Source organism: Mycobacterium sp. IDUB_17 (genome assembly GCF_055419465.1).
In genome coordinates this window covers 1,394,952-1,409,615 of record NZ_JBVAXS010000001.1, presented here as the reverse complement: position 1 = coordinate 1,409,615, position 14,664 = coordinate 1,394,952, and the positions used below count along the sequence as shown (strand labels likewise).

Genomic DNA, 14,664 nt, shown 5'->3' with positions numbered 1-14,664 from the left:
AGTGTCGCCCCAGTGACATCCGGGCCGGTTTCAGAAGATGGCGACACCGTCGTGCTGCGCCGGGCCCGGATCGCGGTGGGAGCGTTGTTCCTGACCAACGGAGCGATCTTCGCCAATCTGCTGCCGCGTTATCCGGAGATCAAAACCGATCTGCATCTGAGCAACGCGGTGTACGGCGCGGCCGTCGCCTCGTTCGCCGGCGGGGCACTGGTCGCGGGACTCACTGCGGCGACGTTGATTCGACGGTTCCGCAGCGCACGCGTCGCGGTCATCGGCACCGTCGCCCTGGCCGCTTTCGTCGTCGCAGCCGGTGGCGCGGGCACGCCGCTCATGCTTGCCGCGGCCCTGTTTCTGGCCGGCGCCTGCGATTCGGTGGTCGACGTCGCACAGAACGCACACGGGCTGCGGCTGCAACGCGAACACGGTCGCTCGATCATCAACTCCCTGCACGCGGTCTGGGCTGCCGGGGCGATCCTCGGTGGGCTCACCGGTGCCGGCGCGATCGCACTGGGCGTACCGCGCGGAATCCACCTTTTGGTGGTCGGAGTGCTTTTGAGTGCGGTGGCGCTGGTCGCCTACCGCTACCTGCTGCCGGGCTCCGACCATGATGACCACCCGGCCGCACACGCCGCGGCGGCGGGGAGCAAGGCCGGGCCGCGGGTGTACCTGATCCTGCTGGCACTGGTGCTGATCGCCATCGCCGGCGCCACGGTCGAGGACGCCGGAAACTCGTGGGCCACGTTGTACCTGCGCGACACCCTGCACGCGCCGCCGGCGGTGGCGGTCTTCGGCTACATCGCACTGGTCGGGTTCATGTTCATCGGCCGGCTGATCGGCGACCGGCTGGTCGACCGCTTCGGCGAGGCCACCGTGGCGCGGACGGGCGGTTTGATCGCTGCTGTCGGGATGGGGTCCGCGCTGGCGTTCCCTAGCATCGCCACCACGATCGCCGGGTTCGCGCTCGCGGGTCTGGGCGTGGCCACCCTGGTGCCCGCCGCCATGCACGGCGCCGATCAGCTGTCCGGGCTGCGACCCGGCACCGGTCTGACCGTGGTCACCTGGCTGATGCGGGTCGGGTTCTTCGGGGCACCGCTGCTGGTCGGGCTTGTCGCCGATGCCGCCGGATTGCGGGCCGGACTGCTGGCGGTACCGGTGGCCGGGCTGGTGGCGGTCCTGCTGGCCGGGGCGCTGCCGCGGAGGCCGGCGTCGGTGCCTGATTCAGTGCGTGGGCCCGACGCCCGCGAGCTCGATCGTGAACACACCCGACACGATTAGCCCGATGCCGAGCATCATCACCGGGGTCAGCGGCTCCTTGAACAGGAACTTGGCGATGACGGCGACGAGGGCGACCCCACACGCGGTCCAGATGCCGTAGGCGATCCCTACCGGTACACCCAAGGACAGGGCCAGCCACAGCAGATAGAACGACATCACATACCCGGCCACCACCGGCGCGATCCAGGCCTTACGGCGGAACCCGTCCGAGGCGCGCAGCCCAAGCGTGGCGAACACCTCGACCAGGATTGCCCCGGTCAGCGCCAGCCACATCATGATTCGGCCTGCCGCGAGTGTGACCCGAGTTCGACCAGCAGCACACCCGCGATGATCAATCCGATGCCGGCGACGATCGGCCAGGTGAACGGGTCGCCGAACAGCACCGCCGCCAGCACGGCCGTCGCCGCGGTACCCAGGGCACCCCAGATGCCGTAGGCGACGCCGACGGGCATGCCGGCCCGCAGCACCAGGGTCAACAACACGAACGCGGCCAGATAGCCCGACACCACCAGCACCAGCCATCCCGAATGGTCCTGGGACGCGCGCAGCGACAACGTGGCGCTGACTTCGGTGACGACGGCCGCGATCAACAACGCCCAGGTCCGCACCGGACCAACCTATCCGAGCGCGGGGCGGCGGGTGAGTACCGTGGGGGAGTTCGCCCAGATTCGCCGAGGAGCCGCATGACCGATCCGACACGCACCCCCGGGCCGGTCGTCGACACCGGGTACGGCCCGATTCGCGGGACCGACGACGGAATCGTCAAGCAGTGGATGGGTATTCGCTACGCCGCCGCGCCCGTCGGTGAGTTGCGGTGGCGGGCCCCACAACCTCCCGGCGGCTGGAACGAGATCGCCGACGCGACCGGCGCCGGGCCGGTGTGCCCGCAGATCGCCGATCCGAGGCTCCCGCTCGACCTCGGTGGACGCCAGGGCGAGGACAGTCTGGTGCTCAACGTCTGGGCGCCGAGCGGAACCGAGGCCGGCGACGCCAAACCGGTCATGGTGTGGGTTCACGGCGGTGCCTACGTCATGGGCTCCGGGAGTCAGCCGCTCTACGACGGGTCGGTCCTGGCCGCAGAAGGTGATGTCGTCGTGGTCACCGTCAACTACCGCCTCGGCCCGTTCGGCTTCCTGGACCTGTCCCATTTCAACGGGCGCCCCGGTGCGAAGGGACTGCGTTTCGACACCAACCTCGGTCTGCGCGACGTGCTGTCGGCGCTGCAGTGGGTGCGCGACAACATCGCCGCATTCGGCGGGGACCCGCACCAGGTGACCTTGTTCGGGGAGTCGGCCGGCGGCGGGATCGTCACCACCCTGCTGGCCAGCCCGGCCGCCGAAGGGCTTTTCAGTGCGGCGATCGCGCAGAGTTCCCCTGCGACATCGGTGTACGACGCCGAGCGCTCCCGCGCCGTGGCCGCCCAGTTCCTCGAGCGCCTGGGCGTCGACGGCGACGAGGTCGGGCGATTGTCCGGCGCGCCGGTGCCCAGCATCCTGTCCGCGGCCAAGGAGGTTTTCGACGCGGTGCCGACCCAGACGCCGGGCCTGCTGGCATTCGCCCCCATCGTCGACGGCGATGTGGTTCCGGACTATCCGGTCGCGGCGGCAAGCGAGGGCCGCACCCACCCGGTGCCGCTGATCATCGGGACCAACGAGCACGAAGGCACGGTGTTCCGCTGGATGAAGTCACCGCTGATGCCGATCACCCCCGGTGCATTGCGGTCCATGTTCGCGGCCATCGCGGCCGAACAGCCCGGCCTGCAACTGCCGACCGAAGCCCAGATCACCTCCGCCTATGCGGGTTTACGTCCCAAGGAGATCGGATTGGGCGTGGCGCGCGACATCGGTTTCCGCATGCCGACCCTGTGGTTCGCTGAGGGGCACAGCACCGTCGCCCCCGTGCATCTGTACCGCTTCGACTTCACCACCCCGATGCTGCGTCTACTGCGGCTCGGCGCCGCCCATGCGACCGAACTGCCTTACATCTGGGGCAATCTGGTCGCCGGGCCGAGGGACCCGACGTTCAAGTTGGGTGGGCTCAAGCACGGGCGCGCGGTGTCGCAGCGGGTGCGTCGTCGGTGGGTCAACTTCGCCACCACCGGGCAGCCCTCGGGTGCCCTCGGGGAACCGGTGTGGCGGTCGTACCGCCGGGAGGACCGGGCCTCCCTGGTGATCAACAAGAACGACAAGACGGTCGCCGACCTGGACCGCGATATCCACGCGGCCTGGGGGAGCCAGATACTCAATTTCCGGTAAGACGAAACCAATGAGACAAATCCGCTGAGACAAAGATGTTGACATGGACATGATCAGGTCCGTACTGGACTTTCTGCCTCCGCCGATGCGGGACCCGGTGTTCTTCGCCATCCCGTTCTTCCTGGTGTTGTTGACCGTGGAGTGGGTGGCGGCCCGGCGCCTGGAGCACCTCGAATCCGACCGGGCACCCGCCGGTGCGTTCAATACCCGCGATGCGTGGGCGAGCATCTCGATGGGGTTGGTGTCGATCCTCACCACCGCCGGATGGAAACTGCTGGCGTTGTTGGGTTATGCCGCCATCTACGCCTATCTGGCGCCCTGGCATCTGCCCGGAAATCGGTGGTACACCTGGGTGATCGCGATCGTCGGGGTGGATCTGCTGTTCTACGCCTACCACCGGGTGGCACACCGGGTGCGGTTGATCTGGGCGACGCATCAGGCCCATCACTCGAGTGAGTACTACAACTTCGCCACCGCACTGCGGCAGAAATGGAACAACAGCGGCGAAATCCTGGCCTGGATTCCGTTGCCACTGCTCGGCATCCCACCGTGGCTGGTGTTCGCCAGCTTCTCGGTGAACCTGGTCTATCAGTTCTGGGTTCATACCGAGCGAGTCGGAAAGTTATGGCGGCCAATCGAATTCATCTTCAACACGCCGTCGCATCATCGTGTGCACCACGGACGTGACCAGCTGTACCTGGACCGCAACTACGGCGGCATCCTGATCATCTGGGACCGGATGTTCGGCACGTTCCAGCCGGAGGTGTTCCGGCCGCACTACGGGCTGACCAAGCCGGTGGGCACGTTCAACATCTGGAAGCTGCAGACCCACGAATACGTGGCCATTGCTCGCGACGTGCGGCGGGCCGGCCGCCTGCGTGACCGGCTGGGCTACATCTTCGGTCCGCCGGGCTGGCAGCCCGCCGACATTTTCGAATCCCAGCCGGTCGGGTAGCGCGTTCGCCGGCCGCGACCTGGCCCCCGCTGTGACCCCGGGACATGAACGGCTGCTGTCACCGCCATAACCATTGGCCGGCACAACAATTGACGCCGTCCACCATTCGGCCTGAGCTTCGATTTGCGACACGCCGCGCGGATGTGATCCGGGCCTTCTTTCGTCGAAACTCCCAGTGTTCCCCAGTGTTTGTGTGACGTTTGAATTCGGGCCGAGCCGAATGGCACCAAAGCAAACTTCAAATCAGTAAGGTCGACTCAGCCGGGTGCACAATCCGGATCACGGTCAAGAAAGGGGCAATGCGTGGGAGACACACTGACCGAAGGACAGAAGCTGGAGAAGGGGGGGTCGCTCACCTCCAACAACGGCGCGTACACGCTGACGTTGCAGGATGATGGCAACCTCGTGTTGGAGGCACGTGGCCAAGCGGTCTGGTCGACTTCCACCAACGGCCAGGACGTGGTGCGGGCGGAGGTGCAGACCGACGGTAACTTCGTGCTGTACACCTCGGAGAAGCCCGTGTGGCACACCGACACCAAGGGCAAGAAGGACGTCAAGCTGGTTCTCCAGGACGACCGCAACCTGGTGCTGTACGCCGCCGACGGGCCCGCGTGGTCGTCCAATACCGAGACCTCCGAGCCGCCGCCACCGGCGCCCGAGGCCGCCGCGCCCGAGGTCGAGGTCGCCCCGGCCGCGGTCGAGGAGCCGGTAGCCGCGCCCGAGCCGGCCGCGCCGCCGCCACCCCCGCCGGCACCCGAGCCGCGGACCTACACCGTGGTCTCCGGCGACACCCTGTGGGCGATCGCCGAGCGGTTCTACGGGGACGGCAACAAGTACCAGCAGATCGCCGATGCCAGCGGCGTCGCCAACCCTGACCTGATTCACCCAGGCCAGGTTCTGACGATTCCCTGACCTAGAACAGATGCACGGCCCGGACCTTCATGGTCCGGGCCGTCGTCGTTTTCGGCCCGTGGATACGGGTACCCCCGGTAACGAAGTTGCCGCCTGGCCGATATTGATGTCGGTAGGGTGACTTTCACCACGTCCGAAAACGAGGGAGGCCGGCCGTGAACAGTTGGCTTGGTGGGGTGATGCGGGCGATGGCGGGGGTGTCGGTGGCAGGGCTGCTGGTATGTCCGGTCCCGACGGCCGCGGCGGCGGGTTCGCTGGTGTATCCCGGGATGGAGATCCGGCAGGGCACCAATTTGTGCACTCTGGGCTTCGTGGACCCGGTGAGTCGGGTTGGGTTCACCGCGGGGCACTGCCGCGGCGGCGGACCGGTTAACGACCGGGACGGCAATTCCATCGGGCACATGGGCTCCTTCCGGGACAACACGCCCGACGGTGCCACCGTCGACACCAATCACATGATCTCCGACTGGGAGACCATCCAACTGGCCGGCGACGTCGCGGTGAACAACATCCTGCCGGGTGGTCGGATGCTCGTGGAGGATGCGGCGGTGGTGCCGACGCCCGGGGCCCCGGTCTGCCACTTCGGGGTGGTGACCGGGGAGACCTGCGGCACCGTCGAGGCCGTCAACAACGGCTGGTTCACCATGGCCAACGGCGTGGTCAGCCAGAAGGGCGATTCGGGTGGCCCGGTGTACATCGTCACGCCGGATGGCCGCGCCGCCATCGTCGGGATGTTCAACAGCACGTGGGGTAATTACCCGGCCGCCGTATCGTGGCAGAACGCCAGTGGGCAGGCCCGCAGTGACGGCGCGCCACTCGGCGAGGTGTCGAATCTGGTCGGGCAACCCTGACCGCTCCGAACCGGACGCCCGGCGGTGTACGTCATGGGCGGGGCGAATCGCAGAACTAGAACACGTTCTAGCGTTCGCGCCGGGTGGGCGATATTCTCATGGCGATGTTTGATCAGACACCTGTCCAGATTGCCTGGGTCACCGCCGATCTGGACGCCACCGAACAGGCGCTGACCACCCTGCTGGGGGCGCGCCGGTGGGTGCGTATGCCCGCGGTGCACTTCAGCCCCGAGGCCTGCAGCTACCGCGGCCGGCCCGCCGATTTCGTGGCCGACATCTCGCTGAGCTACGCCGGTGACACCCAGTTGGAGCTCATCGCGCCGGTACGCGGCGAGAGCGTCTACACCGAGTTCCTGGATCGCCACGGGGCGGGCCTGCACCACATCTGCATCGAGGCGGCCGATCCCGAGGCGTTCGAGGCAAAGCTGCGGGACGCCGAAGGCGGCGGGACACCCGTTGTCTGCCAGGGAGTCATGCCTGGGGGCATGAGATTCGCCTACCTGTCGGCCGCGGCGGTCGGGGTGCCGTATCTGGAGATCGCTTACATTCCGCCCGAGATCCGGGCGTTCTTCGAGTATGTGAAACAGGAGCAGCAGTGAAGGAAATCCCCGAGGTCGTCGAGGCTGCGGACGTCGAATCCTGGTCCGACGAGTTCGACGTCGTGGTGATCGGGTTCGGCATCGCCGGAGGCTGCGCAGCGGTCAGTGCCGCAGCACAGGGCGCCCGCGTCCTGGTGTTGGAGAAGGCGGCGGCGGCCGGCGGTACCACCTCGATGGCGGGCGGGCACTTCTATCTCGGCGGCGGGACCGCCGTGCAGGAGGCGACCGGGCACCCGGACACCGCCGAAGAGATGTACAAGTACCTGGTCGCCGTGTCCCGCGAACCTGATCTGGACAAGATCCGCGCCTACAGCGAAGACAGCGTGGAGCACTTCAATTGGCTTGAGGCGCTGGGTTTCCAGTTCGAGCGCAGCTTCTACCCGGGCAAGGTGGTGGTGCCGCCCGGTACCGAGGGGCTGTCCTACACCGGCAACGAGAAGGTCTGGCCGTTCACCGAACAGGCCCAGCCGGCTCCCCGCGGACACTCCGTGCCGGTGCCGGGGGAGTTGGGCGGCGCCGCGATGGTGATCGACCTCCTGCTGAAACGCGCTGAGGCACTGGGCGTCACGATCCGCTACGAGGTCGGGGCCACCAACCTGATCGTGGACGACGGAGCGGTGGTCGGCGTCAAGTGGAAGCACTTCGGCGAAACCGGTTGCATCAAGGCGAAATCGGTCATCATCACCGCGGGCGGGTTCGCGATGAACCCCGAGATGGTCGCCGAATACACCCCGGCGCTCGGCAAGAAGCGTCGCACCAAGCACCACGGTGAGGTCGAGCCCTACATCCTGGGCAACCCCAATGACGACGGCCTCGGTATCCGGATGGGTGTCGCGGCCGGCGGCGTGGCCAACGGCATGGATCAGCTGTTCATCACCGCCGCGGCCTACCCACCGGAGATCCTGTTGACCGGCGTCATCGTCAACAACCAGGGGCAGCGCTTCGTCGCGGAGGATTCCTACCACTCACGTACCTCGGCGTTCGTCCTGCGGCAGCCCGATCAGCAGGCGTACCTCATCGTGGACGAGGCGCACATGGAGATGCCGGCCATGCCGCTGATCAAGTTCATCGACGGCTACGAGACGGTCGCCGACGTCGAAGCGGCGCTGGGCATTCCGTCCGGGAACCTGGCGGCGACGTTGGACCGCTACAACAAGAACGCGGCCGACGGCGAGGATCCCGACTTCCACAAGCAACCCGACTACATCGCCGCACAGGACACGGGCCCGTACGCGGCCTTCGACCTGTCGCTCGGCGTCGCCATGTACTCGGGATTCACCATGGGCGGGCTGACGGTATCGATCGACGGTGAGGTCCTGCGGGAGGACGGCAGCGTTATCTCAGGCCTGTATGCGGCGGGGGCCTGCGCATCCAACATCGCCCAGGACGGCGAGGGGTACGCCAGCGGCGTGCAGCTCGGCGAAGGCTCTTTCTTCGGTCGCCGCGCCGGTACGCACGCGGCGGCGCGCTAGTTCACGGACGCGAGGTTCCACCGGCCGTCGCCGAGCAGTTCCAGGCGACGGTCGTGGAGCCGGTTGACGCTGTCGCGGTGGCTGATGCTGACCACGATGCAGTCGGGCAGCTCGGTGCGCAGCGTCGTGTACAACGCGTACTGCTGGCCGGCGTCGAGTGCCGAGGTGGCTTCGTCGAGGAACACCGCCGACGGTTTGGCCAGCAGAACCCGGACGAATGCGATCCGCTGCTGTTCGCCCGGGGACAGCACCTTTCCCCAATCGGCCTCGTCGTCCAGCCGGGAGGTCAGGTTGCCCAGCGCGACCGCGTCGAGCGCTGCCCGGATCTCGTCGTCGCTGTAGGTGCCGGCCGGTGAGGGATAGCAGGCCACTGTCCGTAGATCACCCAGTGGGGCGTAGGGGAGTTGGGACAGGAACATCACCCCGCCCTGCTCGGGATAACGCACCGTGCCGGATCCGTACGGCCACAGCCGTGCCAGGCTGCGCAACAGCGTCGTCTTCCCGGTACCGGACGGCCCGGTGATGACCAGCGAATCGCCGGGCGCCAATTTCATGTCGAGATCGTGCAGAAGCAGGTCGCCCTCGGGTGACCGCACTTCGACATCCTCGAGCTCGACTCCGCCGTTGGTGCTCACCCCGGTATCCAATCGCGGTAGCGCCCTTGCCTGTTCGTTCGCGGTGACGAGACCGTCGAGGCGGATGATGGCGGCCCGGTAGCCCGCGAATGCGTCGTACACCGAGCGGAAGAAGCTCAGCGAACTCTGCACCCGGTTGAAGGCACTCGACGACTGCAGGACGTCGCCGTACGTCAGCTGACCCGCGAACAACCGTGGCGCCTGGATGATCAGCGGGAGAGGGTCGATGATCTGGTTGATCGACCGATTCCAGCCGAGAAACGCGACTCCCCGGAGCACGAGCCTGCGGTAATTGGCGATGACCCTGGCGAATCGGTCTGCGAGCGTGGCACGTTCGGTATTTTCGCCGTGATAGAAGCCGACTGCCTCGGCGCCGTCACGGACGCGCACGAGTGCGTACCGGAACGCGGCGTTGGTGAGTGAGTTGCGGAACGTCAGGCGAATCATCGGCCTGCCGATCCAGATCGCCACGACGGTTGTCATCGCCACCCACACCAGCGCGATCCAGAACAACGCCTTCGGCACCGTGATGCCCAGAATCGTCAACGGGCCGGCCAGATCCCACAGGATCGGCGTGAACGCGACGACCGACACGATCGAGTACACCGATCCGAACATGAGCGTCTGCGCGGTGGCGACGGTCGGCGTGTTGGTCTCGGGTCCGGTACCGGTGGTGAAGACATCGATGTCCTGCTGGATGCGCTGATCCGGGTTGTCGATCGGGTTGCCGCCGAACCCGCCGATGAATCGGCCGCGATAGTAGGCGCGTTGGTCCAGCCAGTCGCCGGTGAGCCGGTTGGTGAGCCAGACCCGCCACCGAACGATGAAGTACTGCATCAGATACAGGTCGAGCAAAGTGCGGGTGATGTCCGCCGTCACCAACATCGCGAAGATCAGGATCGAGTGCCAGAAACCGTCGATTCCCGAGCGGCGCACCGCTTCATCGCCCGAACCGGCACCGGAGAACGCCACCTGCAGGGCCGTGGTCTGGTCGTTGAGGTAGTAGCTGAACAACACGTCCATGCGCACCGAGAGCATCACCGACAAGAGCAGAACTCCGAGCAGTGCCCACACCGGAATGCTCTGGCGCCCAACGAAATAGCCACCGGTAACCCGCCAGAACTGACGGCCCCAGGTGGTGATGCGAGCCAGCACGGCCAGGACGGCCACCACTGCCACCGCGCCGATCGCCCACGCCTTGAGGACCCAGAACAGCGACGCAAGGATCTCGTTGCCCCAGTCCAGTGACTGGGTGAACATCTCCATACCCCGGGAAGTTACCGGGAATCCAGGCTCACGGTTGCTTGATCAGTGCGCGCTCGCCTTCGCCTTCGACACGCCCCAGCCGCCATTCGCCGTCGCCGAGGAGTTCCAATTCGTGCGTGTGGTGCTGCTCGACCGTGGTGCGGTGGCTGACGCTGACCAGGATGGTGTTCGGCAGATCCGTGCGCACCCGCTGATACAGCATGTACTCCAGGCCCTCGTCGAGCGCCGATGTGGACTCGTCGAGGAACACCACCTTGGGCTTGACGAGCAGGATCCGGGCGAACGCAATCCTTTGTTGCTCACCGGGAGACAGCACCTTGGCCCAGTCCTGCACCTCGTCGAGCCGGCTGACCAGATGCGGCAGGGCCACCTCGTCGAGGGTTCGCTTGAGCGTCTCGTCGTCGACGGCACCTTCCTCACCCGGATAGGTCACCACCGCCCGAAGGTCGCCGAGTGGGACGTACGGCAACTGCGAGAGGAACATGGTTTCGTTGGGGCCGCACGGGCGGGTCAGCGTGCCCGACGTGAACGGCCACAGTTCGGCGAGGCTGCGCAGCAGCGTGGTCTTGCCGCTGCCCGAAGGCCCGGTGATCACCAACGTTTCACCCACCTGAAGGTGCAGGTCGAGCGGGTTGACGAGTTGCCTGCCGTCGGGTGTGCGGACCTCGATGTCGGTGAGCTTCACGGTGCCGTCCACACACGGAGTGGTGGTCACCTCGGGCAGTTCTCTGGCCTCCTCGTTGGAGACGACCAGGCCGTGGAGGCGGATGATGGCGGCGCGGTAGCCGGCGAAGTTGTCGTAGGCGCCGCGGAAGAACGACAGGCCGTCGAGCAGGCTGCGGAACGCGCTCGCGGTCTGCGACAGTGCGCCGAGGGTGATCTCGCCGCTGAAGAACCGCGGGAATTGCACGACGTACGGGATGAGTTCCTGTGCCTGGTCGATCGTCAGGTTCCAGCCGAGGAACTTCGTCATCCGGTTGACGTAGTGCTTGTAGTTGGACACGACCGGGTCGAAGAGCCGCCGCAGGCCGGTGCGCTCGGCGATTTCGCCGCGGTAGAAGGCCACCGCCTCGGACGCGTCGCGCAGTCGCACCAGTGCGTAGCGGAACGCCGCGTTGTACTTCTCGTTGTTGAACGAGAGCGTGATGATCGGCCGGCCGATCCAGAACGCCACCACCGTGGCGAACAGGACGTAGATGATCCCGATCCAGAAGATCGCCCTCGGAAGATCGACGCCGACCAGCGGCAGCGTCACCGTGCCGGACAGGTTCCACAGAATCGCGGTGAACGAAATCATCGAGGCGATCGCGTTGATCGCGCCGAACAGCAGGGTCGCGGTGGAGGTGTTGTTGGGCCGGTTCGGCAGGGAGTCGGCGCTAGCGGTGAACGTGTCGATGTCGGTCTGGATGCGCTGATCGGGGTTGTCGATCGTGTCGTCGATGAAGCGGGCTCGGTAGTAGGCCTTGCCGTCGAGCCAGTCGGAGGTGAGCCGGTCGGTGAGCCACGCCCGCCACCGCAGCATGAAACGCTGGGTCATATAGAGGTCGAGCATGATCCTCACGACGTTGAGCGTCGCGAGGATGGCGAAGACGGTCATTGCCATCCAGAAGCCGTCTTTGCCCGACTGCTTCACGGCCTCGTTGCCACTGGAGATGCCACCGGCGATGACCTGGAAACTGGTCATCAGGTCGTTGCCGTAAAAGCTGAAGAGCACGGTCAGACGCACACTCGTGATCACCGACAGCAGCAACGCGGCCAGCCACACCCACACGATCACGCTCTCGGGCCCGGTGAAGTATCCGCGGGTGATCCGCCAGTACTGACGGCCCCACTTCGTGAACCTGGCGATCAGGACCAGGATCACGAGAGTGCACGCCGCCGCGATCAGCCAGCCCTTGGCGATCCACACCAGTGACGTCCCGAGCTCGTTGCCCCAGTCCAGTGTCGGGGTGAACATCTCCATGCGGGCAAAGTACCCCTACCAACTGGCACGAGCCGGGTCGGACGTCCCAGGACATGGCTGCGCCGATGCGGTTCGGGGTCACACTCAAAGGCATCCGCCGCGTCCGCGTACCGTGAACATGTGCCGAAGACGTCCAGCGCCAAACCGGGCCGCGTGAGCAGCAAGTTCTGGAAGCTATTGGGGGCCAGCACCGAGCGGAATCAGGCCCGGTCGCTCTCCGAGGTCAAGGGAGCTGCCGAATTCGAGGACAAGGCTGCCGGACTCGACGACGAGCAGCTGACCAAGGCCGCCAAGCTGCTCGAACTGCAGGACCTGGCCGCGTCCGCGGACATGCCGCAGTTCCTGGCATTGGCGCGGGAAGCTGCCGATCGAATGACCTCCCTGCGTCCCTTCGATGTGCAGCTGCTGGCAGCACTGCGCATGCTTGCCGGGGACGTCGTGGAGATGGCCACCGGTGAGGGCAAGACCCTGGCCGGGGCGATCGCGGCGGCCGGCTACGCGATCGGTGGCAGGCACGTCCATGTCATCACCATCAACGACTACCTGGCGCGCCGCGACGCCGAGTGGATGACCCCGCTGCTGGAGGCGCTGGGGCTCACGGTCGGCTGGATCACCGCCGACTCCACCGCCGAGCAGCGCCGCGCGGCCTACGAGTGCGACATCACCTACGCCTCGGTCAACGAGATCGGCTTCGACGTGCTGCGCGATCAGCTGGTCACCGACGTCGCCGACCTGGTCTCTCCGAATCCCGACGTGGCCCTCATCGACGAAGCGGACTCGGTGCTGGTCGACGAGGCGCTGGTGCCGCTGGTGCTGGCCGGCACCAGTCACCGCGAACAGCCGCGCGTCGAGATCATCCGGATGGTCGGCGAGCTGATCAGCGGAACCGGTTCTGACGAGTACTTCGCGACCGACGACGACAACCGCAACGTGCACCTCACCGAGGCCGGGGCCCGCAAGCTCGAGGCCCGCCTGGGCAATATCGACCTGTACTCCGAGGAGCACGTCGCCACCACGCTCACCGAGGTCAACGTCGCGCTGCACGCGCACGTGCTGCTGCAGCGCGATGTGCATTACATCGTCCGTGACGGCGCGGTCCACCTGATCAACGCGTCCCGTGGCCGGATCGCCTCGCTGCAGCGCTGGCCGGACGGCCTGCAGGCCGCCGTCGAGGCCAAGGAGGACATCGAGACCACCGAGACCGGTGAGGTGCTCGACACCATCACGGTGCAGGCACTGGTCAACCGGTACCCGACCGTCTGCGGCATGACGGGTACCGCGCTGGCCGCCGGCGAGCAGCTGCGCCAGTTCTACAAGCTCGGGGTGTCGCCGATCCCGCCGAACAAGCCCAACGTCCGCGAGGACGAGACGGACCGGGTCTATCTCACCGAGGCGGCCAAGAACCACGCCATCGTCGAACACATCGCCGAGGTGCACGAGACCGGTCAACCCGTGCTCGTCGGTACCCACGACGTGGCCGAGTCCGAGGACCTGCACCGCAGGCTGGTCAAGGCGGGCGTACCCGCCGTCGTGCTCAACGCCAAGAACGACGCCGAGGAGGCGGCCGTGATCGCCGAGGCGGGCAAGCTGGGCTCGGTCACGGTGTCCACCCAGATGGCCGGTCGCGGCACCGACATCCGGCTCGGCGGATCCGATGCGGCCGACGACTCGCCGGAAAAGCAGAAGGTGGCCGATCTCGGCGGGTTGCATGTGGTCGGCACGGGCCGTCACCACACCGAACGCCTCGACAACCAATTGCGCGGACGGTCCGGGCGCCAGGGCGACCCCGGGTCCACGGTCTTCTTCTCCAGCTGGGAGGACGAGGTCGTGGCCTCCCACCTCGACGACACCAAGCTGCCCACCGAAACCGACGAGGACGGCCGGATCACCGCGCCCAAGGCCGCGGGTCTGCTCGACCATGCGCAGCGCGTCGCCGAGGGCCGGCTGCTCGACGTGCACGCCAACACCTGGCGTTACAACCAGCTGATCGCGCAGCAGCGCGCCATCATCGTGGACCGCCGCGAAACCCTGCTGCGCACCGACACCGCACGCCAGGAGCTTCAGGCCCGGTCACCGGAGCGCTACGCCAAGCTGGCCGAGGAACTGGGGGAGGACGGCGAGGAGAAGCTGGAGAAGATCTGCCGGCTGATCATGCTCTACCACCTGGACCGCGGCTGGTGTGACCATCTGGCCTTCCTCGCCGACATCCGGGAGAGCATCCACCTGCGGGCGTTGGGTCGCCAGAACCCGCTCGACGAATTCCACCGGATGGCCGTCGACGCCTTCGCCTCGCTGGCCGCCGATGCCATCGAGGCCGCCCAGCAGACCTTCGACACGGCGGAGGAGATCGAGGCCGAACCGGGCATCGATCTGTCCAAGCTCGCGCGGCCGACGTCGACGTGGACGTACATGGTCCACGACAATCCGCTCAACGACGACACCATGTCGGCACTGAGCCTGCCGGGCGTGTTCCGCTAGGTT

The 14,664-nt window shown here is 66.7% G+C and carries 12 protein-coding genes; 8 read left to right on the top strand and 4 right to left on the bottom strand.

Annotated features, from left to right (window positions below):
* Positions 1–12 precede the first annotated feature (12 nt).
* Complete coding sequence (locus ACZYZ7_RS06745; RefSeq protein ID WP_450071690.1) at positions 13–1,275, top strand: MFS transporter; 1,263 nt, start codon at positions 13–15, stop codon at positions 1,273–1,275.
* On the opposite strand, the gene ACZYZ7_RS06740 is transcribed toward ACZYZ7_RS06745, so the two are convergent.
* A complete protein-coding gene (locus ACZYZ7_RS06740; protein WP_167858136.1) occupies positions 1,219–1,548 on the bottom strand; it encodes a DMT family transporter in 330 nt (109 codons plus the stop codon). The genes ACZYZ7_RS06745 and ACZYZ7_RS06740 overlap by 57 nt on opposite strands.
* On the bottom strand, positions 1,548–1,883 hold the full coding sequence (locus ACZYZ7_RS06735; protein ID WP_135455156.1) for a DMT family transporter: 336 nt from the start codon (positions 1,881–1,883) through the stop codon (positions 1,548–1,550). The genes ACZYZ7_RS06740 and ACZYZ7_RS06735 overlap by 1 nt, the downstream gene beginning before the upstream one ends.
* 75 nt (positions 1,884–1,958) lie before the next feature.
* Between ACZYZ7_RS06735 and ACZYZ7_RS06730 the strand changes: the two genes are divergently transcribed.
* From ACZYZ7_RS06730 to ACZYZ7_RS06705, 6 genes are all read left to right on the top strand, one after another.
* Positions 1,959–3,530 (top strand): carboxylesterase/lipase family protein, encoded by a 1,572-nt coding sequence (locus tag ACZYZ7_RS06730; protein WP_463740517.1) that lies wholly within the window; start codon positions 1,959–1,961, stop codon positions 3,528–3,530.
* A gap of 43 nt (positions 3,531–3,573) precedes the next feature.
* Entirely contained in the window at positions 3,574–4,485 is a 912-nt protein-coding gene (locus tag ACZYZ7_RS06725; RefSeq protein ID WP_450071688.1) for a sterol desaturase family protein, read from the top strand.
* Positions 4,486–4,788: 303 nt separating this feature from the next.
* Positions 4,789–5,397, top strand: coding sequence for a LysM peptidoglycan-binding domain-containing protein (locus ACZYZ7_RS06720; RefSeq protein WP_135455150.1), 609 nt, complete (start codon positions 4,789–4,791; stop codon positions 5,395–5,397).
* A 188-nt stretch (positions 5,398–5,585) separates the two neighbouring features.
* Positions 5,586–6,248, top strand: coding sequence for an Rv1815 family serine proteinase (locus ACZYZ7_RS06715; protein ID WP_135460083.1), 663 nt, complete (start codon positions 5,586–5,588; stop codon positions 6,246–6,248).
* Between the two features lie 104 nt (positions 6,249–6,352).
* Positions 6,353–6,847 (top strand): VOC family protein, encoded by a 495-nt coding sequence (locus ACZYZ7_RS06710; RefSeq protein ID WP_463740516.1) that lies wholly within the window; start codon positions 6,353–6,355, stop codon positions 6,845–6,847.
* On the top strand, positions 6,844–8,319 hold the full coding sequence (locus ACZYZ7_RS06705) for an FAD-binding protein (RefSeq protein ID WP_463740515.1): 1,476 nt from the start codon (positions 6,844–6,846) through the stop codon (positions 8,317–8,319). Before ACZYZ7_RS06710 ends, ACZYZ7_RS06705 begins: the two co-directional genes overlap by 4 nt.
* On the opposite strand, the gene ACZYZ7_RS06700 is transcribed toward ACZYZ7_RS06705, so the two are convergent.
* Entirely contained in the window at positions 8,316–10,220 is a 1,905-nt protein-coding gene (locus ACZYZ7_RS06700) for an ABC transporter ATP-binding protein/permease (RefSeq protein WP_463740514.1), read from the bottom strand. The two genes, ACZYZ7_RS06705 and ACZYZ7_RS06700, sit on opposite strands and share 4 nt — an antisense overlap.
* A 28-nt stretch (positions 10,221–10,248) precedes the next feature.
* On the bottom strand, positions 10,249–12,183 hold the full coding sequence (locus ACZYZ7_RS06695) for an ABC transporter ATP-binding protein/permease (RefSeq protein ID WP_463740513.1): 1,935 nt from the start codon (positions 12,181–12,183) through the stop codon (positions 10,249–10,251).
* Positions 12,184–12,303: 120 nt separating this feature from the next.
* Between ACZYZ7_RS06695 and secA2 the strand changes: the two genes are divergently transcribed.
* Complete coding sequence (gene secA2 / locus ACZYZ7_RS06690) at positions 12,304–14,661, top strand: accessory Sec system translocase SecA2 (protein WP_463740512.1); 2,358 nt, start codon at positions 12,304–12,306, stop codon at positions 14,659–14,661.
* The last annotated feature ends 3 nt before the right edge of the window (positions 14,662–14,664 follow it).